Origin of the sequence: Coxiella endosymbiont of Amblyomma nuttalli (assembly GCF_018107685.1) — a bacterium.
GTDB lineage: Bacteria > Pseudomonadota > Gammaproteobacteria > Coxiellales > Coxiellaceae > Coxiella.
The window spans coordinates 647,104-670,782 of record NZ_CP064834.1 but is presented as its reverse complement, the minus strand read 5'-3'; the positions used below and the strand labels follow the sequence as shown (position 1 = coordinate 670,782).

Genomic DNA, 23,679 nt, shown 5'->3' with positions numbered 1-23,679 from the left:
GTATAAGAGTAGTAAGGCCTTAAAGGAATTGTAACTATGGAGCCGATATGCTAGTACAAGAACCTGAAGTTAGACCGATCAATACTAGTCAGTTCTTTGCGTCCAGTGTGCAACAATCACTACAAAATTATTTTGCGCAGCTGGACGGTGAAGATCCTGCGAATCTTTATAATATGATCTTGGCTGAAATGGAACTGTCTCTTTTAAAAGTAGTAATACGCCATACTAATGGAAATCAAAGCAAAGCAGCTAAGCTTTTAGGGATTAACAGAGGTACATTACGAAAAAAACTGGCTATCTATCAAATCTATGAACCTCGCCGATAACGTTAACGTCAAACTACCGGTTAAGCGTGCATTAATTAGCACTTCTGATAAAACTGGCCTTATTGAGTTTGTTTCGCAGCTCGTTAAGCGTGGTATTGAAATAATGGCGACCAGCGGTACAGCGAAATTACTTAGAGAACATCAAATTTCGGTTATTGATACCGCGCAATATACCGGCTTTCCTGAAATTATGGGTGGACGTGTGAAAACGTTACATCCAAAAATATATGGGGGTCTATTAGCTTGGCAAAATGTTGACAATGAAGCGCTTAATCAGCATGCAATTAAAGTTATCGACTTACTGGTTGTTAATTTATATCCTTTTCATAAAATGATAGCAATGCCTTATTGTTCAATTGAGCAAGCTATTAAACAAATTGATGTGGGTGGACATAGTATGTTACGAGCTGGCGCAAAAAATTTTTCGGCAGTGACCGTCATTATTGATCACGATGATTATTCATTGATTTTAAAAGAAATGGAGATGAATGAAGGTTCAACTCTGCTTTCCACTCGTAAGCGGCTCGCGCAAAAAACATTTGAACATCTTTCTCGTTATGATGCTCAGATTTCAGCTTATCTTTCGGAAAACGAAAGCGAATTATTCCCATCTCAATTATCACTTTCTTTTCAAAAGAAAACTCGTCTTCGCTATGGGGAAAATTCCCATCAATCAGCAGCTCTTTATAGTATTATACCGCCTGTATCTTCTAGCCTAACCGAAGCAGAGCTTATTCAAGGCAAACCGCTCTCATTCAATAATTTTTTAGATAGCGATTGTGCTTATCGTTTTGTTTATGAAGGTACTGAAATGATGCCTACATGTGTTATCGTTAAACATGCCACCATTTGTGGTGCTGCTTGTGCTAAAACGCAATTATCCGCTTATGAAAAAGCTTATGCTACGGATCCTCTCTCTGCTTTTGGAGGTGTTATTGCTTTTAATACTTTGCTTGAAAAAAAGACCACAGAACAAATCCTATCACGACAATTTGTCGAAGTGATCATTGCACCCAGTTTTTCTAATGAAGCACTAGTACTGTTGAAAGCAAAACCGAATTTACGCCTATTAATCGGAAAATCACTGGAAAACACAAAACTCAGTTATTCTTTTTATTCTATTAGTGGTGGACTTCTTGCGCAGGAAACCGATATTACTACCTTTGATCCCACAATGATTCATGATGTCAGCCAACGCCACCCAACAAGAGAAGAATTACAGGATCTCTATTTTGCATGGCAAGTGGTAAAATACGTCAAATCCAATGCGATTGTTTATGCGAAAGATAAGGCCACTTATGGTATTGGAAGTGGTCAAACCAGTCGAGTGTTTGCTGCAAAAATTGCCGTAATAAAAGCTGAGAATGCTGGTTTATCGTTAAAAAATGCCGTAATGGCTTCAGATGCTTTTTTCTCCTTTAGTGATGGTATCAAAATAGCAGCAGAAGCGGGCATCACCGCTGTAATTCAACCCGGTTGTTCTGTGCGAGATAAGGAAATTATTAAAGCTGTCGATCAAGCAGGTATGGCGATGATATTCACATATCAAAGACATTTCCGACATTAACGTTCTCTCATATCCACCTATTCTTTATTCATCAGACAAGTCGTTGGATGGTTAGTAATGATGATAATAATTGGTAGATGGTATGATAATGAAAGATGACAAAACTCGGGAGATGTGATACAATTACGAAAATGAGAGAGCTAGGGAAGTCTACTAAACCAGTGTGATATCTAAATGTGATATCTAAATTAGAGTGTTCTGCTAAATCAGAAGATAGTAGTGACTAAGATGTTTGATCACATAGCTTTGTAAAATAGGCAAGGTAATTAACTGAAACATCGCGGCTTAAATTGAATTCGTTTTTAAATGGGTGGTATTGAATACCAGTAAGATCTACTAATCGCAACTGAGCAGTCTGCGCCCAATAGGTTAGCTCCGATGGACGAATAAATTGCGCATAGCTATGTGTACCTTTAGGTAACCAGTGCATTATATACTCTGCACCAACGATCGCAAATAAATAGGACTTGACATTACGATTAATAGTGGAGAAGAAAAGTTTTCCTCCAGACTTAGTAAGGGTTGAACAAGTTTGTATCATCCTTAAAGGATCAGGAACGTGTTCAAGTAATTCCATACAGGTAACTATGTCAAAACGCTGTCCTGTTTCTGCTACGGATTCGACATCTTCACAATAATAATCAATTTTTAATTGCTGTTGTTTAGCGTGATTTTTTGCAACAGCGATTAACGTTTTATTCATATCTACGCCTGTTACTTTAGCTCCGCCCGTAGCTAAAATCTCGCTCAACAACCCCCCCCCACAACCTACATCCAACACAGCTTTATTAGTTAAAGATATTTGTTGGCGGATATATGCTAGTCGAATAGGATTCATTTGGTGTAGAGGTTTCATATCACCATCTGGATTCCACCAATCGTCGGCTAGATGAGAAAATTTAGCTAACTCGCTCTCGTTCGTATTTGTATTATTCATTAACGCATGCTCTACGTTGAATAGCAGAAATATTCATAATCAACTTCTGAATTTACTTGCCTTAAGATGATCTCTAACTATTGTAGTATGGCGTAATTATAACGATTCTTCAAGTTTGTGAGATACAAATCCTTATAAATCTCAGGAATATCCATGTAACAGTAACGACAGGATCTATACAGTTTATAGATTTAATTTTCATTGCCTGTTAATTACGTTTTTTCATATACGATACTAAAATAGCAGAACGCACAAGGAGTAACCTAATAGCAAAAAATATACTAGGTAACTCCTTAGCAAGAGCTCAAATCTATTTTGTCAGTTTAAAAAACACTGGCTGGTAAATCAGGTTATCGTCATTCTCTTATTATTTATAACAAGGATTACATTCTTCGATATTGACTTCTGGTTGCAATGTGATGTGATCAATATGGTATTGATGTTTTAATATTGATTTTAACTCGAGGAGTAATTCGTCCCAAACAGCGGGATTTTTAATCGTGATATGGGCAGACAGAGCTACTACTCCTGATGAGAGAGTCCAAATATGGACGTCATGAATAGAGGTTACGCCTTTTGAATGAGTAATGGTGTGTGAAACTTGTTTAATACTAAGATGAGCAGGTACTGCTTCCATAAGAACTGTCATAGATTCCCATAATAATTGACTACTTGAAAACGCAATTAAAACACCAATACTAATAGAAAGAAGAGGATCAATGACAGCATACTGACTAAAAAAAATAATAATTCCAGAAAGAAGAGTCACACATGTGCCAATAATATCGCTGATGACATGTAACAAGGCCACACGAACAGTTAGAGACCTTTCTGTATGAGATAAAAACTTTGCGATCAGAAGATTTAATAAAATACCAAATGTAGCGATAACCATAACTGGTATACTATGAACATCTACTGGTTGATGGATTCGCTCGATTGCCTCTATAATGAGGGCGATGGAGATCATAAACAGTAGCAAACTGGAAATCCATGTAGCGATGACTTCAACTCGTCCAAAACCGTAGCTGTGTCTGTGAGAAGGAGGGCGAAGCGCGATCCAAGAAGCAAAGGCAGTAACACCTAGAATCAGCGCATCGGATGCCACATGTCCAGCATCTCCAAGCAGAGCCAATGAATGAGCAAAATATCCTCCGATGGCTTCGATGATAGCGAAGCTTAAAGTTAAAAAAACCGCCCACCCTAGTAAACGATGGGGCATTGGGTGATGACGATTATGTCCATACATAGCGACCATTTTACCTTGAACAAAGAAATGATTGAAAAATAAGCTGTGATGGATGGCGCCTCCTTCCATGCCTCTTTTCTCTCTCATTTTTATTTTCGTGAGATCGTCTATCTGAACAGCTCAGAGGTATTCACAAGCCTATCATAAATTTGACCCACACTTTGCGAGAGTCGCTTGCCTAATGGGCGTTTTAATTTATATTGCATCTCGAAAAGAACATATTGCTGACTTGCTGTCAATAAATAATCATCGCTTGTTTTCAGTTCATCAACGAGTTTTAGATGGATGGCTTGAGAAGCAAGCCAACATTCTCCTGTCGCCACTCGATCAATGTCAACCACTTTACGATGCTGTTTAATAAAGGTTTTAAATAAAGCATGTATTTCTTCCACTTCCTGCCGCACTTTTTCTCGATCTTTGTCGGTATTTTCACCGAATAAAGTCAGTGTCCGTTTATATTCACCTGCAGTAATTTGTTCAAAGTCAATGGATTTTTTTTGCAGGAAACGGTGAAAGTTAGGTAGTCGAGCTAATACACCAATAGAACCAATAGCCGCAAAAGGAGCAGCAATTATATGATCAGCTACACAAGCCATTAAGTAGCCACCGCTCGCAGCAATTTTATCGACAGCGACAACTAAACGGATATTGGCCTCTTTAATCCGTTGCAATTGCGAAGCAGCTAAGCCGTAGCTATGGACCATTCCCCCACTGCTTTCTAAACGAACGAGGACTTCGTCTTTTTTTCTAGCTACGGTCAACAACGCTGTAATTTCTTCGCATAGAGCAACTACGTTTGAAGCTCGAACATCACCATGAAAATTAAGCACGAAGATGCGTTTCTTAGGCTTTTTTGATTCTAATTGCGCTTTTTTTTCTCTTTTTTGTTGCTTTAGTTGTAGCCTAGGTCCATTTTTTTTTTTAATAGCTTGAGAAAGAGTACGATAATAAGCTTCGTATTTATCATTTAATTTGTAGATATCGAGTTTGCCTTTAAATTTCCCTTTGGCATGGATCATAAAGCCAAAGAAAGCAAAGAAAATTACCAAAATAGTGATAACAACACTGAGCAGCTTAATTAAAAAGAGGCCATAACTTATAAGAAATTCCATGCGCGGATTCTATCATTTGTGATTAATATGTGCAAAGCAGTTTTTGAAATGAATAACATTGTCTAATTGTATAACAACTTCTTCAATTGCGTAACCCAGCATTACATATATCAGACAGGTAACTTTATCAATAATGAACCCGAAATTAAATTATGCTTAACGATTGTGTATAAAGTATATAAATTATCGAATTACCAGCAAAGTAATTGTAATTATTAAAACAATTTGTACTATAAAAAAATTTATAATTTTTTGATATATAATTTATTTATTTTATTGATAATTATACTATACTTTCCACGTCTTTCAGATTTGTAGGATTGCTATCCAGCGATCCTTACTCAACAAGAGGCTATACCTGTTTATGACAAATGCTTGAAATGCTTGTATAGTAGGAAATAAATTCTTTTTCATGCATAATAGGTGGTAGGTTAGATATATGTTTTCTGGATCGTTCCTATGCTTATAAAAAAGATGATAGCTCAATTTTTATTATTTTTGAATAAATCCAAAAAAAGATTTGCCTTCTGAGGAGATATTAGTAATAAATGGGTGACTACATCTATGATTAGCATTAGCTTGTTAATGAAATTATTGTCGATTTAGGATAGTTGTCCGTTCTTAATTTTGCGACCTGTTTTGTGAGGTTTTCAGAAGTTTTTACTTAGGTACTGAACACTAGTAAATGGTATTGATTACAATAAGTTGTGAAAATTAGGTAGTAGTTGTTTCATTACTGGCGGGTCGATCTCGTTACTTATGGCTAAGTTTGGTCTATTAGCCGACTTTATGATGGCACGGTAATATGGATTTCCCCAATTTCTATCGGGCATAGATTGAGACACTGGTATTGCTGGGTTATTTCAGATTATAATGAGATATCTATAATGATCCACCGATCTCTGAATATTGTGTTTGCCAATATTTAAATAATTGCTAACAAAAGTCAGATGATTGTGTTTATAAGACCATCCGCTAGTGATTGTAGAAATTACATTGCAAAATACAGTGAGCCGATGAATGAGGTACGGTATTGCCCCACTACAACTGAGACATCACTACAATTAAGATACTTGTTAGCAGCGACAAAACTGCATAGAAAGAAATTGTTAGTATGAATCGAGTAGAGGAGTCTTGCCTGTCCCATAATATTTTAGTAATTTGGCAGTATCGATTAAAATTGTTAAACCGAATATCGAGAATCTGCATGCGCTGCAGATGGTAATTCTAGTAGGTAATTCTAGTAATGATATTTATTGTCGATTGAAGAAAGGAAAATTTCTTATTTGATGATTTCCTCAAATGAGATGGCGATTAATAGAGCAAGTGCCAACTGATAAAAAGAGATAATAATTTCAAAGGGATAGTTTTTTTTCCAGTAGGAAAATCCGTACAATACTTCTCGGTTATATATGCCCTACAGCCCTGCAGTATTTATCGGAGGAAAAATCAGAACAAATACCACTTTCATTTTTACACTTTCATTTTTAAAAATGTATTTTACTCAAATCATAAAAAGATTGCACTAGATGGATGGAAACTTATTTCTTTCCAGAAAGAAGAAAAACAACAGTTCGATAATAAATCCGCCGACACCAATAAATTTCCAAGAGAAGACAACTAACATGGTCATTTTATCCCAATATTGTTTTCAATATTCTCCTAAAAATGAACATGAGCACGACAAGCAAATTTAAGGTATATCCTCTCCCATCATAAGGCATCCTGGAAAACGACACCATTTTTCTAGCGCATTTTGTCCTTTAACCTAACGAAAAACATTTCTTCATCAAATCCTCTGGAATATGCTAGTATTTCTTTGATGTCACCGCTAGTCAAAAAATAAAAAACCATGAGTTTCCGTAATCATGACTTTACGAAGAATACATGATTCCCTACCCAGATAATATCATCCAGCAAAGTGCAATATAAATTCCTAAAGCGTAACACCCACCGTCAGTTTTTGATTTTCTACAAGCAGTTCACCACGTAGATAAAAGGTGCGCGATACTGTACCATATTTTGTCGCGTCCATTCTAGTCGCTCCTCGAGCAATTTTGGTTATCTATACAAATTCTGAAGGGCATAATACAATCTTCTCAGACTAATAAAAATATGGACCGATACAAATTCTATGGATTAAGTTCGTTCCAAAGAGATACCTTTCATTTCTGGTACGAAAAAAGTAACAAAGATACCTAGCAAGGAGGCAATAGAAACAAAAATCATTGTAATAGGTAACCCCTTGTTATTTAATAATAATGGCAAAAAGAAGGCACCCATAAATGCTCCTATTTTACCAATAGCAGCGGATAAACCGTGAGCCCTAGCACGGATAGGAGTAGGATAAATCTCAGAAGGAATTAAGAAGGTAGTAGCATTAGGTCCAAAATTAATGAAAAAGAAACTTATGCCAAATATACCTATAAATAAGGGTAGGATATCCCGAATACTGGGGATGCATGCGATGGCTAAATAACATAAGGCCATGATAGTAAAGCCAGTTATTTGTAAAAATCGCCGGCCAATTTTATCAACATATATAGCAGCGAAGACATAGCCAGGTACAGCAAAGCAGAGAAAAATGAGGGCCGATAATAACGTGTGATTTAAGAGCGAAGCATGGTAATTAATGGCGTTCATAATAAGCACAGAGGAAACACCGTTCCCATACAGTGCTACATCTAATAAAAACCAAGCACCAGCTGTTCCGATCAAACATTTAATCCATTTAGGAGAAAACAATTTTTGTGGAGTGTGGATAGTGGTGGTACTAGCAGCATTGTCCTTATGACCCGCTAAATCGCTTACTACACGGCTGACTTCCAGTGGTGACTTGCTAAGTAGAAAGCGCGGCGTTTCAGCTATTTTTCTCCGTAAATAAAAGACGGAGGCAGCAGGAATTGCACCAAAAGCAAGCAAAATCCGCCAAACAAGATAATTAGGGACATTGAAAAACATTAATAAAGAAGCAAAAAGCGGTCCGATAATTAATCCTACCGCTTGCATTGCAAACACGAGTAACACTAGGAATCCTCTATTTTTTCGATTAGCATATTCACTGGCAACCACAGCACTGGTTGGATAGTCACCTCCAATACCTATTCCTACTAAAATTCGCGAAACCAAAAGCCAACCGAATGAGGGGGAAACTGCCGAAAGAAGAGCGCCAATAAATAAAATGAACACTTCCACACCATACATTTTCTTTCGACCAAATTTATCTGCAAACGAACCAAAAATCACTGCTCCGCAAGCAGCTGAGGCTAGTGAAGCGCCGTTAAGAAGAGCAATTTGTGCGTCGGTTAAGTGCCAGAAAGAGGTTAGTAGAGCAGTCACAATACCAATGATAAATAGATCATAAGCATCTGTAAAAAATCCCATTCCTGCGGTGATTACTATGTGCCAGTGGGGTCGGCTAATTTTTTGTTCATCGAGCATTTTAATTGATAAATCACAGGCTTGATTGCTTTCCATAGATGGCATCCTCATTGTGGTTATAAGGTTGTAGTGTTTGAAACACTTTAACATTCTATTATGACAATTTAGTGACAGAAAGATTGGACTTAAATTTAATCTACCCAGATTGGGAATTTTGTAAATGCAGTAATTAATATGAAGCTAAGATTAATGTTTCCAAGCTGGTGAACGCCGTGCATAGGTTGGAAAATAGCGATTGAAAAAGCAGGAAAGCCAACAACAAAGTTGGTTCCGATTACATAAGCAAAATAAAAACGAAAATCTAGTACAGTGAAGGACGGAATATAAAGTGATATTGATTTTAACGTGCCATTGCTTAGCAACATCCCTAGTTTATTTAGTAGAAAAGAATTCATACATGTATTTTTATAGTAGCTATATGAGGTATCTTCTATTTTATCCAAAATATTTATCTAAATGAATACCACCTGTATATTTGGTAATAACTCCACTAATTTGAAACTAGAAGTTCACAGTCTTCACTAATTTGATGAAAAAAGATAGCTTTCTAAAGCTGCTCGTCGCAGTAAAACATATTATTGTCATAATACCATTTAATGATAAATTTACTTAATCATCGTAAAATTTTTTTGAATCAAACGCCCATTATACGGGTATAACTAAGGTATTAGCGAATCTTTGATCAGTAGCTATGAGTAGATCTTAAGGTGGTATTTATTTAGAGCATATTAGTATTGTAGTGGTTTATAAAGGTTTCATCAATGAGATTTATTTGTGACTGGTAAGGGAAATTTGCAAGCAAAGGTACTACCCTTACTAGGCTCGCTGTCGATGTATAAATCTCCATGATGACGCATCAATACGTGCTTCACGATGGCTAAACCAAGACCTGTTCCGCCACTTTCACGTGAACGTGCTCTGTCGACACGATAGAATCGTTCAGTAATTCTGGGAATATGTTCTTTAGCAATACCAATACCTGTATCTAAAACACTAAATATGGCACGACTGTTATCTTTAAACCATGTTATGGTTATACAACCTTTGGCTGGTGTATATTTTATGGCATTAATAACAATATTAGAGAATAAGCTTTTTAATTCTTCTTCGGAACCATTGATACATAAATTGGGATCAGCTCGTAATTTAATAATATGCTGTTTTTCTCCACTGATTCTTTCTGCATCCATACATAACGTTTTTAAAATCTTAGCTACATCAACGCTGATCATTTCGTCTGGCAAATAATCTTCGCTTTCAAGGCGAGACAGCAATAAAAGATCATCAATAATTGCTTCCATTCGAGTGCTGTGTTGATACATTTGATCTAAAATTTTTTGATAGGGTCTAATGCCTTTGTCTTTTTTTTTCAGTAGTATTTCTAAATAGCCACGAATTACTGTCAATGGTGTACGAATCTCATGAGAGACATTAGCTACAAAATCGCTGCGAATACGCTCAAGTTGATTAATATGTTCCCTTACTGCTTTTGGTAGAAAGCTTAAATTTAATTTATCACTCTTTTGTGTCATATGTATCATGGGTCGAAAATTGATAACCAGTGCCTCTTATAGTTTTTATTAAGTGATGATGATCATATTTTTTTAATTTATTACGTAGTCGTCGTATTTGTACATCTACAGTACGATCGTCAATATACTTATTTGCACCCCAAATATAAGTAATTAATTGGTCACGCGTATAAGTTTTGTCAGGACGCTTCATAAAAAAATGAAGCGTTTTATATTCGGTTGGAGAAAGTGCAACAGTTTTATTTTGAATGGTGACGATATTTTTTGCTGTATTAATGACGATATTACCGTATTTAATTTCGTGCGATAGTGAGATTAATAATCCTCTACGTAATACAGCCCTGATTCTTGCAATTAATTCATCTGGGGAAAAAGGTTTCGTGATATAATCATCAGCACCTGTAATAAGGCCTTTAATTTTGTTTTCTTCTTCCGCTTTAGCGGTCAGCATAATAATGGGAATATCTTGTAATTCTTCTTTTTTTCTAATCCATTTAATAAATTCTATCCCGTTTTTTCCAGGTAGCATCCAATCGAGTAAAATAAGCTGAGGAAAACGATCTGACAATCGCTGTATTGCTTTGCTAACATCTTCCGCATCAGTTAACTCAAATTCATCCGGTAACGAAAAGCGAATCATATCTCGAATCGCAGTTTCATCTTCAATGACTAAAATGGTTATTTTTCTTTTGAACATGCTAAGCTATTTATCTTGAGATAGAGAGTCAAAACATTGATGTTAACATCAGCGTTATAATTAACCAAGTTACTTTATATCGATGAATATAAATTTGATAAAAATAAGTTGAATGTTTTAATTATTAATTAATTTTTTAATGCAACCAATACAATTTTCATTACGACGGTCTTAGATTAATGATGATCCATAAAAGAGCGCGAATTCAGTAATTGATATCCTACAAATTCAACATTTATTGAAAATTTATAGGTGCTATGGACATTAAATTTTGTGCTGAATCATCGTTTACTGGTGATTAAAATAAAATATATAACACTTGCTATTGATTTAAAACAAAAAACTGATTACAGGTATAAATCAGAAAATCCTAACTAAAATAATCATCAAAAATATCTTCGTAGTAAAAGATGGTATAATGCCTAAAACAATCTTTTTCGAGCATAGTTTTTATCTGATTGTCATAGTTTAGAAGGTATGTATGGTAGTGCAAGTTATTCGTGGCAAGCTAAACACGGCTCTATTGCAGATGATAAAATTCATTTGATTCAGTTTGAAAGATATTACAGCTACTTTATTGTGCATGATAACGAAAAAGAAGAGGTATAAAAAGTCTATTCTATACAGTGGTCACGATATGACGCTAGTACTAACAGGTATAGTGATCATTAATGGTACAGTTTATTTTTGGAGAATTAATAAGTAATAGACTTTAAATTTGATTTATAAACAAAGAAATCGGAAAATGCTTTTTTCTAAGGACAAAGAAAAATAATTCAGAGTATAGAGTGCACTTGAAAGTAGGGAGATTTTGACAATCGCGTTGACTGTATTAAGTTAAAGAGTAGTCAAAAATCAAAACCTAAATCTCAAAACTATCCAAAGTCAAAAAGTTAGTACTTAATTATGGTCTTGTCTTCTATATATTCTTTCTAATTGAAACAACTCTCAATTAAAAAATAAAACTCTTAAAATGTACTTTTTAACACCTCATGTATCTTGTGTACTTACATAGGATTTATCATGACCACTTCTCATAAGCTCCACTGACGTACTACTATTTTTTCATGCCAATCATATCAACCATATAAAGACTTTCAAGATCCTTGTATTGGTCAGTCCAATAATAGTCTATTTATATGGAGTAACTTTTTTATTTAATGATATACGTTATTTAGTAATACACGATTCTTGCTTTGATATTTCTTTCCAACCAGGATAAAGCCTCACTATCTCTCAACTTATTCATTAAAGCTAATGAATTTGTTGACGCTAACATCTAAAGACTCTGACAACATAACCTAAGGTTTAACAGAAAGTATGCTGATGATTGTCACGTGTGGTTTTAGGATGTAACCATTTATTCGAACCCTGCTTAGTTTGATCGGGGTGAGAGGATTTGAACCTCCGGCCACTGCCTCCCGAAGGCAGTGCTCTACCGAGCTGAGCTACACCCCGTTTCGTAGAAAAATCACTAAACTACTTCCGTTAACAGGCTTACTGAGAAAAAGAAAATTAGAAGAAAACTAGTACGGAAAGTTTACTGGATGGTTGCAGGTATCGCAATGTCAATAGCGTCGGTATATTACAAATTTCGTTAAAGATTCTAAAGCATCTCTATAAATCGAGAGAGGTAGCGCTTGTAGATGGGTTCGTGCTTTTTCTGCCTCTTTAATTGCACATTGTTGTGTATACTTTCGAGCTTTCGTTTCATCAATGAGTTGCATGATGATCTTCAAATTATCCAGACCACCTTGTTTAATCGCTTCTCGAATAAGTTTTGCTTGTGCTGGTTTGGTCTTTTGTTTGGCATAAATTAACGGGAGTGTGGCCTTCCCTTCTGCTAAGTCATCACCGACATTTTTGTCTAGTTCAGAAGCATCTTCGCTGTAATCTAAAAGATCGTCAATAATTTGATATGCGAGGCCAAGATGTAAACCAAACGCGGTCATCGCTTTTCGTAAAGACTCCTCTTCTGTACTAATGATGGCTCCAATTTCAGTCCCTGCCGAGAATAATTGGGCTGTTTTTCGGCGAATAACCTCATAATAAATACTCTCATCAACATCGGGATCATTCTGATTCATTAACTGCCATATCTCGCCTTCGGCGATCTGATTAGTGGTATTGGCCAAAACTTTCATCACTGGAACATTGCTACGTCTTGCTAAAATTTGGAATGCGCGAGAATATAAAAAATCTCCTACGAGAACACTTGCTTGATTGCCCCAAATAGCATTGGCTGTCTTTTCGCCACGACGTAAATCAGATTTGTCGATGACATCATCATGAAGTAGAGTGGCAGTGTGAATAAATTCAATAATTACAGCAAGTTCTTGATGTTCAACACCGTTGTTGTAGCCACAAGCATGAGCTGTCAAAAGAACTACTAAAGGGCGTAACCGTTTTCCGCCACTATGCACAATATGATGAATGATAGTTTGAACCAGTGGGACGTGCGAAGAAAGCTCACTTAAAATAAGTGCGTCTATTGCCTGAAAGTCATTTTCCACAGGTTGCCTAAGGTTTTCAATGGTGGAAGAGGTTAAAAAGACAGTTTTAGAAGTTTTCATGACTTGGCATGCTATGAGGAAGCTGTAGAAACTGTCAAGTATCAGTTTTACTTGTCATATACTGAAAGATTTCATAGAATACGACCCTCTAGGTTATTTAGATTATTTGTAAGAGATTTTGTGAAGATTTTCTGATGTATGCAATCATTAAAACTGGCGGAAAACAATACTGCATTACTGAAGGGCAAATCTTAAAGGTAGAAAAACTGGCAGGTAATATTGGTCAGACTGTACAGTTTGATAATGTATTGATGGTGGCAGCTGATGGCAAGTTGCATTTTGGCTGTCCATACGTACAGGGCACAAAAGTAATAGCTAAAATAGCCAGTCATGGGCGTGGATATAAGATCAATGTTATTAAATTCAAGCGTCGTAAACACTATCTTAAACGGATAGGACATCGTCAGAATTTTACCGCAATTAAAATTATAAATATTCTGCTAGATAAAAATAGGTAGAGGTGATGATAAATGGCGCATAAGAAAGCTGGCGGTAGCACTAAGAATGGTCGCGATTCAAATCCTAAGATGCTAGGCGTTAAGTGTTTTGGTGGTCAGCATGTGCTTGCAGGAAGTATTATTGTTCGACAACGAGGTACCCATTTTCATCCCGGCAAAAACATCGGGATGGGACGTGATCACACTTTATATGCTTTGATTAAAGGTAAAGTGAAGTTTACTTGCAGTGGACTAAGAAAACGTAATTCTATCTCTATTGAGCCGTTTGAAGATGACTGATCTTCATAGTTTGATTGTTTTCATCTTAGATTCTAAATTATCCTGCGACGTCGATTCGATTTCTAAGTTATATCTAGAGCTATCACCCTTAATTTGTGTGTGATAATTAGTCACTTTGAACGTAGGATAATCAGAAGATCATAAATAACCTTCAGTTATGATCAGAATATGCAATGGAGTTAAAAATCATGCAATTCGTCGACGAAGCATTTGTGTGTGTAGAAGGAGGAAATGGTGGGCATGGTTGTCTTAGTTTTTGTCGTGAAAAATTTACTCCCCATGGTGGTCCGGATGGAGGTAATGGAGGTAACGGGGGAAGTATTTATTTCATCGCTGATAATTCACTAAATACTTTAGCTAAATTTCGTTATAGACGCTTATTACGAGCTCAAAATGGCCAATCTGGTATGGGACACCTTTGTAGCGGAAAAAAAGGTGAGGATTTACTGATCACTGTGCCTATAGGTACCACAGTATATGATAAGGTAACTGATGAATTGATTGGAGATTTAATTAGAGCCAAAGAAAAACTTTGTGTAGCTCGTGGTGGTCGGCATGGATTTGGGAATGCTCATTTTAAAAGTAGTACCAATCGAACGCCACGAAAAACTACGGCTGGTGAAGGAGGAGAACAGCGTGAACTGAAGCTGGAATTAAAGCTTTTAGCTGATGTTGGATTGATAGGACTACCAAATGCTGGCAAATCCACTTTTATTACTGCAGTCTCAAATGCAACCCCCAAAATCGCTGATTATCCCTTTACCACTCTTTATCCTCATTTAGGTGTAGTACACGTCGAAGAGTTTCGGAGCTTTATTATTGCAGATATCCCTGGCTTGACAAAGGGGGCCAGTGCAGGATCGGGTCTAGGAATGCGATTTTTGAAACATTTAGAACGAACACAATTACTTTTATACATTGTCGATATTGCCCCTCTGGATGGTTCAAATCCCGTAGAAGCTATTGAAGCGATCTTAGGTGAGCTTAAACAGTTCAGCCGGAACATATTAGCGAAGCCCAAGTGGTTAGTCTTTAGCAAAATTGATTTGCTGCCTGCAGATAAAGTAGGTACATGTTGTCAAACAATGATCAGGCAGTTGGGATGGTCGGAGCCTGTATATCAGATTGCGTCCATCAGAAAAGAAGGAACAGAACAATTATGTTATGATTTAATGAGATTTTTGGAAAAGATTCGAGGTCAGGATTAGAAACATCATCTTTCTAAATAAATCTAACTGGCTCCTTATTGGGGAGCTATATGTTAAACTGACCCCCTCCAACTCTTCTTATCGTTCCAATTAACCATGAAATAGTACGACAACAATCAAACCAAATTTTTCAATTTCTGATTTAATCGACTTTTTAGTCGACCTGCTTTATTTGGATGAATGATACGTCGAACAGACGCTTTATCTAAAGTACAAACCGCTTTTTGAAAAGCGGTTTGTACTGCTTTGCGATCATCCGTCCGGAGAATTTTTAACACCTTTTTAATAACAGTACGAACGGCTGAACGCTGACTTGCGTTGTGAAGTTCGCGTTTCTTGTTTTGTTTGGCACGTCTTTTTGCTTGCGATGAGTTTGGCACCATTTTCTCAAATTGTTCTTTGCTTTAAATACGCCACTATGACGTTTTATATAAGGTTTGTCAATAGAATAAGGCTGCGATATCCTAAACCTTTTATACGGCATCATACTGGTTAATGAATAAATTATGAGCCGAAAATTATTTAGATCTACACTGATCGTATCGAGTATGACTCTCATATCTCGTCTTCTCGGTTTTGTTCGTGATGTAATATTAGCAAGTGTTTTTGGGGCCGGACCTGCTTTTGATGCTTTTGTTGTTGCTTTTAAGATCCCTAATTTTATGCGCCGCTTATTTGGTGAAGGCGCTTTTGCACAAGCATTTATACCTATACTATCTGAGTATCACTCTAATCGAACAACAGAGGAAATATGCGAGTTTATTAATCGCATAGCAGGAGGTTTGAGCACTACTTTGTTGCTATTTGTAACATTTGTAGAGATTACAGCACCAGTAATCATTATGATCTTCACACCTGGATTTATAGGAGATCCTGTCCGCTTAATCTATGCCACTCATATGTTACGCATTACAGCCCCTTACTCATTATTGATTGCCTTAACAGCTTTCGCTAGTGCTATCCTAAACACTTTTAGTCGTTTTGCAGTACCAGCTCTTATACCAGTGTTGTTAAATATAGTTATGATTGTGCTAGCATGGTTTTGGGCGCCTTGTGCACTAACGCCCATTTATGTATTAGCGTGGGGTGTGTTAATAGGTGGTATTTTACAATTAGTGATTCAATTTCCTTTTATGTACCGTTTAGGAGTTTTACCGATACCTCAATGGAAGTGGAACGATCCTGGTGTGCTTCGAGTATTAAAGCTGATGATACCAGCATTATTTGGTGTTTCAGTTACTCAAATTAGTTTATTAATTGACAATCTTTTTGCTTCATTTTTACCGGTAGGTAGTATATCGTGGCTGTATTATTCCGACCGACTGACTTATTTGCCTTTAGGCGTTATCGGTGTTGCATTAGCAACGGTAGTTCTACCAGATTTATCACGCCAATATAGTACAAAATCCCCTGAAGCCTATACAGCCATATTGGATTGGGCCTTAAGAATAGCGATATTGATTGGTGTGCCATCTGCAGTCGCCTTATTTATTTTAGCAGGTCCTTTATTGGCAACATTAATTTATCATGGTGCATTTACGGCACATGATTTTATCATGACACGTAAAAGCTTGTGGGCATTTTCAGTAGGGCTTCCAGGATTTATTTTAATTAAAATTTTAGTGTCAGCCTTTTATGCTCGTCAAGATGTTAAAACACCAGTCAAAATCGCAATCCTAACGGTAGGGATCAACCTTATTTTGAATGCGTTACTCATTCACTCATTGGCGCACGCAGGACTTGCCTTAGCTACTTCATTAGCATCATCGTTTAATGCAATTTTATTATTATATTTTTTATTACGACGCTCGATTTATGTTCCAGTATCTAATTGGAGAAAATTCATTTTTCAACTAATAGTTGCTAACGTTGCGATGGCCTCCATAATTGCATGGTTTTCGGGAGAAATGAATTGTTGGTTAGCATGGTCGATCAACAAGCGTGTTTGGCATTTGGCGATGATTATTTTATCAGGATTCATAACCTATCTGGTAACTTTAAGTATTTCAGGACTTAATATTTACGATCTTCGGCCACCTGTTAATATTGATTAATACCATGGAATTAATACGTGGAAAACATAATTTAGTGGATCGTTTACATAGTTGTGTGGCAACATTAGGTAATTTTGATGGTTTACATTTAGGTCATCAAGCACTACTGACAAAACTGAAACAACTTGGACAGAAACTTAATCTTCCTACCGTTGTTATTATCTTCGAACCACAGCCCAAAGAATTTTTTGCAAAGTACAAAGCAGGTGCTCGATTAATGCGATTCCGTGAAAAATGGTGTGCTTTGGCTAAATGGAAAATCGACTATGTGCTATGTTTGCGCTTTAACCAAGCATTAGCAGATTTACATCCAGATGATTTTGTGCAACAAATTTTGATTGATCGGTTATACGTGAAAGCCATTGTTGTTGGAGATAATTGTCGTTTTGGTGCTAAACGTGTAGGCAACTATGCAGTACTAAAACGATTAGGAAAACGATACCGTTTTAAAGCAATTGTAATGTCGCCTGTGCTTTACGAAGGTGAACGTGTGAGTAGTACTCGGGTGCGAATAGCGTTGCAAGCCGGTAATATATCATTGGTTCAAGCTCTGTTAGGAGGTCCTTATAAATTAAGTGGCAAGGTCATCCTAGGTGAAAAACGCGGTTATGAATTAGGATTTCCAACAGCGAATATTGATTTGCATCGAGACGTTCTACCGTTATCAGGTATTTTTGTAGTACGTGGTTATTTAAACAATAAAGTTTATCCGGGTGTAGCAAGCTTAGGTATCCGTCCAACTTTTAAAGGAACTCGTCCTCTATTAGAGGTTTATTTATTTGGTTTTTCTCAAAACATTTATGACTGTTATTTGAAAGTGGAATTTCTACACAAACTGCGATCGGAAGCACGATTTAAGACGATAGATGCTTTACTTGAACAGATGCGCCAAGATGTTCTCAAAGCAAAGGAATATTTTCAAAAAATCGGTGGTTGACAGCATTTTGATAGATTGTAACGAAAGAACTTCCTGGCTCTATATCATACATGTAGTCAGGACGATATATCATAAATTTGTCTAAATTAACAATAAATAGCGTAGATTGAAATCATAAATTAACTGAAACACACCCTCACCTTTTTAAGATTGCATGCTGCTCATTACGACGTTTTGATGATCTGTCGTTTTGTATAATTGATGTAGAGAAGTGGACAAAGTGAAATTTACATAAGCTAAGCGCGTAAGATTCGCTTTCGTTTGGGCATTTAAGACAGCTAGAGGTGATACAAGTGCTAGTTATAGTTAGTGAAAATAACAATGATGTAACGAAGGTGTTATTACAGTAACATTGTTCAGGCAAATACAAAGAGAACTAACGCGAACGTTTACTGTGTTATGTTTATAATATACTATACTTTTAAACTACTTTCTTAACCATTCCATTTTTGAAAATGGAATGGTCTAAGAAGATTCTCCGATGTATCTTAAGATGTATCCAAACTTGATAAGGATGTAAAGTCAAGCAACGGGCTTAGAACTTTGGTGTGCTTATTACCTTGTTGGGGCTACATTAATATTCAAGGTAAAGGGGATATGCATATGGCTGACTACAAAAATACACTCAATCTTCCTCGAACTGAATTTCCGATGCGAGCCAATTTACCTGAACGAGAACTCTTGACGTTATCTCGATGGCAAGAGTTAAATCTCTATCGACAAATCCGAGAACAGCGAAAAGGCAAACCGGAATTCATTTTACATGATGGCCCACCTTATGCTAACGGCTATCCTCATTTAGGTACAGCATTTAATAAAATTCTCAAAGATATAATCATTAAATCGAAAACATTGGCAGGTTTTGACGCACCTTTCATTCCCGGGTGGGATTGTCATGGATTACCAATTGAGTTTATTGTTGAAAAACACTTGAGGAAGGTAGAAGAAACTTTGTCAGGGAATGATTTTCGTCAAATCTGTCGTAACTATGCTTCTTCTCAAATCAAATTACAAAAAGAAGATTTTCAGCGGTTAGGAGTGCTTGGAGATTGGCAAAATCCGTATCTTACCATGGATTTTCTTTATGAAGCGAATACAATTCGTGCACTTAGAAAAATTGTTATAAAAGGACATTTGCTTTATGGAAAAAAGCCTGTTTATTGGTGTACTGCTTGTAAATCAGCGTTGGCCGAAGCAGAGGTGGAATATCGTGAAAAAGTGTCTCTTGCGATAGATGTCGCTTTTGAAATAGTAGAGGCTGAAAAAGTACGAGCACTTTTTGGTGTTAGACACGCAGAAACTCGAGTATTAATACCCATCTGGACAACAACACCATGGACTCTGCCTGCTAATGAAGCGGTGGCTGTCAACCCTAATTTGCATTATGTATTAATGAAATGTGAATTGCAGAATCTGGCAACTTATTTAATTTTAGCAGAAGAATTAGTTGACAGCGTGATGAAACGTTATAGCGTCGATGATTATGAGGTACATGGTCATTTAAATGGGAAAGCGCTGGAAGGTGTTCAGTTGTACCATCCTTTTCTTGATTACACCGTACCGGTCGTTTTAGGTAAACACGTAACGACTCATACAGGAACAGGTAATGTACATATAGCACCAGCGCATGGATTAGAAGATTATCTTGTAGCTGAAAAATATCATTTACCTATTAATACTCACGTTGATGAACGTGGACGTTTTACCAAAGGAATATTAGCCATTGTCGGTCAATCGGTGTTTAGAGTAAATGAACTAATTGTTGTTATGCTGGCGAATAATGGTCATTTGCTCCATTCAAAAATGATTCAGCATAGTTATCCGCATTGTTGGCGACACAAAACACCATTAATTTTTCGGGCCACTCCACAGTGGTTTATTGGTATGGATAAAAAAGGATTACGTAAAATGGCATTACATGCTATTGAAAATTCAAGATGGATTCCAACGTGGGGGAAAGTCCGCATTAGTAAAATGATTGCTGACCGACCAGATTGGTGTATTTCACGACAGCGATTGTGGGGAATTCCTATTCCTCTATTTGTACATAAAAACTCCGGTGAATTACATCCTGATACACCAGCATTAATGGAAAAGGTTGCACAGTTAATTGAAAAAAACAGTGTTGATGCTTGGTTTGATATGGATGCCAAAATGTTATTGGATAAGGAGGCTGATTATTATGAAAAAGTAACTGACGTTTTAGATGTTTGGTTTGACTCTGGTGTGACTCATTTTTGTGTATTGGAAGAACAGTATAAATCACGTGTGCCGGCAGACCTTTATTTAGAGGGATCGGATCAGCATCGCGGTTGGTTTCAATCATCTTTATTAACATCACTCGCCATTCGCGACGAATTACCTTATAAAACAGTATTAACGCACGGTTATGTAGTTGACGGTCAAGGTCGAAAAATGTCCAAATCAATTGGTAATGTTATTTTGCCGATAGAAATTGTGAAAAATATGGGGGCAGATGTATTGCGTTTATGGGCAGCTTCGATGGATTATACAGTAGAAATTAATGCTTCCATGGAAATTTTAGGTCGTATTTCCGATGCTTATCGGCGAATTCGCAATACTGCACGGTTTTTGTTATCCAATTTATATGATTTCGATGTAGAAAAAAACAAAGTCGCACTAACACAGCTGGTTGAGTTAGACCGATGGGCAATCGTTACTACGAGACAATTACAAGAAAAAATTATAGTAGCGTACGAGCATTATCGTTTTCCTATCATATATCAAATGATTCATAATTTTTGTACAGTGGAAATGGGGAGTTTTTATTTAGATATTATTAAAGATAGACTTTATACCAGCAAAACAAATGGTTTACCTCGTCGTTCAGCACAAACGGCATTGTATTATATTACAGAAGCTTTTGTCCGCTGGTTAGCTCCCATCCTCAGTTTTACAGCAGATGAAATTTGGCAGTCTATGCCAGGCAATCGGGAGGTTTCGGTATTTTTGACACATTGGTTTTCTGATCTTCCAACAGTGATGTTATCTGAAGAAGAAGCTCGGCAATGGAAATTACTTTTTCAAGTACGCAATGAAGTGAATAAAGCACTAGAAATGGCTCGCGATGAAAAAAGAATTAGATCTGCATTGGTAGCTGAAGTATTAATATATGCAGATGAAAGACTATATCCGGTGATTACAAAATTAGGTGATGAGTTACGTTTTTTTTTAATTACCTCAGAAGTTAAAGTTTTTGCAATAGAAAAAAAGAGTAGGACGGCTTGTGAGACTAATCTTCTAGGTTTAGCGTTAGAAATCAAAGTAGCTCGATTTGAAAAATGTGCCCGTTGTTGGCAATATCGAGCATGTGTGGGATATATTGAAGAGCATGCGGATTTGTGTGAACGTTGTGTAAACAATATATTTTTTGATGGAGAAGTACGGAATTTTGCTTAAGTGAATATTAAATGACAAAAAAAACGCAAAAAGCATCATCATGGTTCTGGTTGAGTATGTTAATGATTGCTTTTGATCAAAGCGCGAAATATGCGATTATTCACCATTGTATGATAGGTGAATCTATTAAAATTCTTCCTTTTTTAAATTTTACATTAAACTATAATACCGGTGCTGCATTCGGTGTTTTAAGCACTGAAAGCGGTTGGCAAATCTATTTTTTTGCGGCACTTTCTTTGGCTATAGCTACTTTGCTTATCGCTTGGTTAATACGTATACGTCGTTCAGATTATGTGATAGCTATTGGACTTTCTTTGGTGATCGGTGGTGCATTAGGTAATCTCATTGATCGTATTCGTTTGGGATATATTGTCGATTTTATCGATTTTCATATCAAAGATTGGCACTACGCCACATACAATCTTTCTGATACTGCTATTTGTATAGGTACATTTTTGTTGATGATTCATATAGTATTCATCCGAAAACAATAACATTACCAAAAGATATACGAATTATTTTCCTACAGGAATCCTGCTATAAGGATTCTGGATGAGGTAATTTGCTTCGTTCAGATATACTAAATCAAAAACTATGATAATATGATGCTTTATCTTTCGCATGTAGTTAAATGAAAGTAGGGCCTTCATTAGGTTGTGTTTTGGTTACAAAATTTGGTTATAAAATCCATCAACCAGATAGTGTTTCCATTGATTGCTTCTGCTCATGCCTCGATGTTTTTTTAAAACAGACTGTTGGCTCATTATGAACGATAATAACAAGATCATACTACCATAACTTTTCATTAATCGATTACTTAGAGTTATCTCTTGATATTTCACTAAAAATAGTTATTATTGCTGATCTTATAAGTATGTAAATCTGAGTGAGGGTCGTTAGCTCAGCCGGTAGAGCAGCGGACTTTTAATCCGTTGGTCGACAGTTCGAATCTGTCACGACCCATTCTACAACAGGTAACCACCTACATTACTTATTTGTTAGGGCTGCATTATATTTGCTCCCAATCATATTGGGTTACAAGTCTTCGTTGAATTGTTGCTATTACTGTTCACAGTTGTTGGTGTTTATTAAATTAATGATCAAGTAACATGGGGTTACAATAGCGGCACGCTTACAGATAAAATTATAATTATTAGTTTAAGTTTATTCTTGGAAAACTAAGTGCAAAAAATTTGTTAGTTATCGCAATTTTGGATATTAACCTTTTGATGATAGAATGCTACCAGATGGTATTATCTCTCAAGCAAATTAAGAGGATTAGGTTAGATTTTTTTAAAAATTAAAAAAAAAAGAAATGAATGGAAATATTTTGCTAATAAATTGATTATTCTATATATTTTCTATAATAATAGCATCCGGTGTAGGATGAAAAATCCAGAGTTTCCATGAAGAGCAAGGTTAACGAGATTAATAAAATTCTGTTATAAAATTCTGTTCGTGAGATAGTGGGATAGTGAGATAGTGGGATAATAATAGGATAATGTAGATAGATATACTATGTTACATTGAAATTATTTATAAAGAGAAATGCAAGATGTAGTATGTGAAGCTGGTTACCAAAATTCAGTGTGGTGGGGGTACTTGTGTAATGATTCTGTTATTTGTGCCATATTTTATGTCGTTTATTACTTGGTTATTACCTTAATTTTTCGTGGATGTCGAAATATAGACTGTCATCGATAGAAAATATAACTCACAAACACTACAGTGAGATATTTAAGTTGATTGCTGATGTATTTTCGTGTCGAACTATATGGATAGTTGGTTATCTAGCATTGATACGTACGGTGTCTTTTTGCTATTTTTTGCTACTATATATTTTTTCAGGTAAGCTAACGAGTAAGACAGACTTAGGGCTTAAGAATGAC

General features: G+C 36.2%; 17 protein-coding genes and 2 tRNA genes. 10 read left to right on the top strand and 9 right to left on the bottom strand.

Features of this window, described 5'->3' with window-relative positions; translation table 11 throughout:
* The first annotated feature begins 47 nt into the window (after window positions 1-47).
* Together fis and purH are read left to right on the top strand one after the other, a co-directional pair.
* Window positions 48-326: a DNA-binding transcriptional regulator Fis gene (fis, locus tag CEAn_RS02455; RefSeq protein ID WP_211923642.1), complete on the top strand. Its 279-nt coding sequence runs from the start codon at window positions 48-50 to the stop codon at window positions 324-326.
* Window positions 310-1,893, top strand: a complete 1,584-nt coding sequence (gene purH, locus CEAn_RS02450) for a bifunctional phosphoribosylaminoimidazolecarboxamide formyltransferase/IMP cyclohydrolase (protein WP_211923641.1) — start codon at window positions 310-312, stop codon at window positions 1,891-1,893. Before fis ends, purH begins: the two co-directional genes overlap by 17 nt.
* A 223-nt stretch (window positions 1,894-2,116) precedes the next feature.
* On the opposite strand, the gene ubiG is transcribed toward purH, so the two are convergent.
* The 8 genes from ubiG to CEAn_RS02410 form a co-directional block, all read right to left on the bottom strand.
* Window positions 2,117-2,830, bottom strand: coding sequence for a bifunctional 2-polyprenyl-6-hydroxyphenol methylase/3-demethylubiquinol 3-O-methyltransferase UbiG (gene ubiG, locus CEAn_RS02445; RefSeq protein ID WP_211923640.1), 714 nt, complete (start codon window positions 2,828-2,830; stop codon window positions 2,117-2,119).
* A 367-nt stretch (window positions 2,831-3,197) separates the two neighbouring features.
* The gene (locus tag CEAn_RS02440) at window positions 3,198-4,166 is read right to left on the bottom strand and encodes a cation diffusion facilitator family transporter (RefSeq protein ID WP_244670046.1); all 969 of its coding nucleotides are present in this window, start codon (window positions 4,164-4,166) and stop codon (window positions 3,198-3,200) included.
* A 20-nt stretch (window positions 4,167-4,186) separates the two neighbouring features.
* Window positions 4,187-5,191, bottom strand: a complete 1,005-nt coding sequence (gene sohB, locus CEAn_RS02435; protein ID WP_211923639.1) for a protease SohB — start codon at window positions 5,189-5,191, stop codon at window positions 4,187-4,189.
* Between the two features lie 2,139 nt (window positions 5,192-7,330).
* Complete coding sequence (locus CEAn_RS02430; RefSeq protein WP_211923638.1) at window positions 7,331-8,668, bottom strand: MFS transporter; 1,338 nt, start codon at window positions 8,666-8,668, stop codon at window positions 7,331-7,333.
* Between the two features lie 722 nt (window positions 8,669-9,390).
* Window positions 9,391-10,164 (bottom strand): ATP-binding protein, encoded by a 774-nt coding sequence (locus tag CEAn_RS02425; RefSeq protein ID WP_211923637.1) that lies wholly within the window; start codon window positions 10,162-10,164, stop codon window positions 9,391-9,393.
* Window positions 10,148-10,861 (bottom strand): response regulator, encoded by a 714-nt coding sequence (locus CEAn_RS02420; protein WP_211923636.1) that lies wholly within the window; start codon window positions 10,859-10,861, stop codon window positions 10,148-10,150. Before CEAn_RS02420 ends, CEAn_RS02425 begins: the two co-directional genes overlap by 17 nt.
* Before the next feature lie 1,384 nt (window positions 10,862-12,245).
* A tRNA-Pro gene (locus CEAn_RS02415) sits at window positions 12,246-12,319 on the bottom strand.
* Window positions 12,320-12,429: 110 nt separating this feature from the next.
* Window positions 12,430-13,434 (bottom strand): polyprenyl synthetase family protein, encoded by a 1,005-nt coding sequence (locus CEAn_RS02410; protein ID WP_211923635.1) that lies wholly within the window; start codon window positions 13,432-13,434, stop codon window positions 12,430-12,432.
* A gap of 134 nt (window positions 13,435-13,568) precedes the next feature.
* Here CEAn_RS02410 and rplU point away from each other — a divergent pair, with 134 nt between their 5' ends.
* From rplU to cgtA, 3 genes are all read left to right on the top strand, one after another.
* Window positions 13,569-13,892 carry a 50S ribosomal protein L21 gene (gene rplU, locus CEAn_RS02405; protein WP_211923634.1) on the top strand — a complete coding sequence of 108 codons (324 nt, stop codon included), beginning with the start codon at window positions 13,569-13,571 and terminating at the stop codon, window positions 13,890-13,892.
* Between the two features lie 12 nt (window positions 13,893-13,904).
* Window positions 13,905-14,171, top strand: a complete 267-nt coding sequence (rpmA, locus tag CEAn_RS02400; protein ID WP_211923633.1) for a 50S ribosomal protein L27 — start codon at window positions 13,905-13,907, stop codon at window positions 14,169-14,171.
* A 188-nt stretch (window positions 14,172-14,359) separates the two neighbouring features.
* Window positions 14,360-15,379, top strand: a complete 1,020-nt coding sequence (gene cgtA / locus CEAn_RS02395; RefSeq protein ID WP_211924167.1) for an Obg family GTPase CgtA — start codon at window positions 14,360-14,362, stop codon at window positions 15,377-15,379.
* Window positions 15,380-15,495: 116 nt separating this feature from the next.
* On the opposite strand, the gene rpsT is transcribed toward cgtA, so the two are convergent.
* Window positions 15,496-15,759 (bottom strand): 30S ribosomal protein S20, encoded by a 264-nt coding sequence (gene rpsT / locus CEAn_RS02390; protein ID WP_211924166.1) that lies wholly within the window; start codon window positions 15,757-15,759, stop codon window positions 15,496-15,498.
* Between the two features lie 126 nt (window positions 15,760-15,885).
* Between rpsT and murJ the strand changes: the two genes are divergently transcribed.
* The 5 genes from murJ to CEAn_RS02365 all read left to right on the top strand — a co-directional run bounded on the left by murJ (window position 15,886) and on the right by CEAn_RS02365 (window position 22,753).
* Complete coding sequence (gene murJ, locus CEAn_RS02385; protein WP_211923632.1) at window positions 15,886-17,433, top strand: murein biosynthesis integral membrane protein MurJ; 1,548 nt, start codon at window positions 15,886-15,888, stop codon at window positions 17,431-17,433.
* Window positions 17,434-17,437: 4 nt separating this feature from the next.
* A complete protein-coding gene (gene ribF, locus CEAn_RS02380) occupies window positions 17,438-18,370 on the top strand; it encodes a bifunctional riboflavin kinase/FAD synthetase (RefSeq protein WP_211923631.1) in 933 nt (310 codons plus the stop codon).
* Between the two features lie 603 nt (window positions 18,371-18,973).
* Complete coding sequence (gene ileS / locus CEAn_RS02375; RefSeq protein WP_211923630.1) at window positions 18,974-21,790, top strand: isoleucine--tRNA ligase; 2,817 nt, start codon at window positions 18,974-18,976, stop codon at window positions 21,788-21,790.
* Window positions 21,791-21,801: 11 nt separating this feature from the next.
* Window positions 21,802-22,284 (top strand): signal peptidase II, encoded by a 483-nt coding sequence (lspA, locus tag CEAn_RS02370; protein WP_211923629.1) that lies wholly within the window; start codon window positions 21,802-21,804, stop codon window positions 22,282-22,284.
* 396 nt (window positions 22,285-22,680) lie between these two features.
* A tRNA-Lys gene (locus CEAn_RS02365) sits at window positions 22,681-22,753 on the top strand.
* The last annotated feature ends 926 nt before the right edge of the window (window positions 22,754-23,679 follow it).

Excerpts from the sequence above, each read along its gene's own strand:
- rplU (WP_211923634.1), top strand. The coding sequence starts at position 13,569 with ATGTATGCAATCATTAAAACTGGCGGAAAACAATACTGCATTACTGAA.
- ribF (WP_211923631.1), top strand. The coding sequence starts at position 17,438 with ATGGAATTAATACGTGGAAAACATAATTTAGTGGATCGTTTACATAGT.
- ubiG (WP_211923640.1), bottom strand. The coding sequence starts at position 2,830 with ATGAATAATACAAATACGAACGAGAGCGAGTTAGCTAAATTTTCTCAT.
- CEAn_RS02425 (WP_211923637.1), bottom strand. The coding sequence starts at position 10,164 with ATGACACAAAAGAGTGATAAATTAAATTTAAGCTTTCTACCAAAAGCA.
- murJ (WP_211923632.1), top strand. The coding sequence starts at position 15,886 with ATGAGCCGAAAATTATTTAGATCTACACTGATCGTATCGAGTATGACT.
- CEAn_RS02430 (WP_211923638.1), bottom strand. The coding sequence starts at position 8,668 with ATGGAAAGCAATCAAGCCTGTGATTTATCAATTAAAATGCTCGATGAA.
- CEAn_RS02420 (WP_211923636.1), bottom strand. The coding sequence starts at position 10,861 with ATGTTCAAAAGAAAAATAACCATTTTAGTCATTGAAGATGAAACTGCG.
- lspA (WP_211923629.1), top strand. The coding sequence starts at position 21,802 with ATGACAAAAAAAACGCAAAAAGCATCATCATGGTTCTGGTTGAGTATG.
- purH (WP_211923641.1), top strand. The coding sequence starts at position 310 with ATGAACCTCGCCGATAACGTTAACGTCAAACTACCGGTTAAGCGTGCA.
- sohB (WP_211923639.1), bottom strand. The coding sequence starts at position 5,191 with ATGGAATTTCTTATAAGTTATGGCCTCTTTTTAATTAAGCTGCTCAGT.
- ileS (WP_211923630.1), top strand. The coding sequence starts at position 18,974 with ATGGCTGACTACAAAAATACACTCAATCTTCCTCGAACTGAATTTCCG.
- rpmA (WP_211923633.1), top strand. The coding sequence starts at position 13,905 with ATGGCGCATAAGAAAGCTGGCGGTAGCACTAAGAATGGTCGCGATTCA.
- fis (WP_211923642.1), top strand. The coding sequence starts at position 48 with ATGCTAGTACAAGAACCTGAAGTTAGACCGATCAATACTAGTCAGTTC.
- cgtA (WP_211924167.1), top strand. The coding sequence starts at position 14,360 with ATGCAATTCGTCGACGAAGCATTTGTGTGTGTAGAAGGAGGAAATGGT.
- CEAn_RS02410 (WP_211923635.1), bottom strand. The coding sequence starts at position 13,434 with ATGAAAACTTCTAAAACTGTCTTTTTAACCTCTTCCACCATTGAAAAC.
- CEAn_RS02440 (WP_244670046.1), bottom strand. The coding sequence starts at position 4,166 with ATGAGAGAGAAAAGAGGCATGGAAGGAGGCGCCATCCATCACAGCTTA.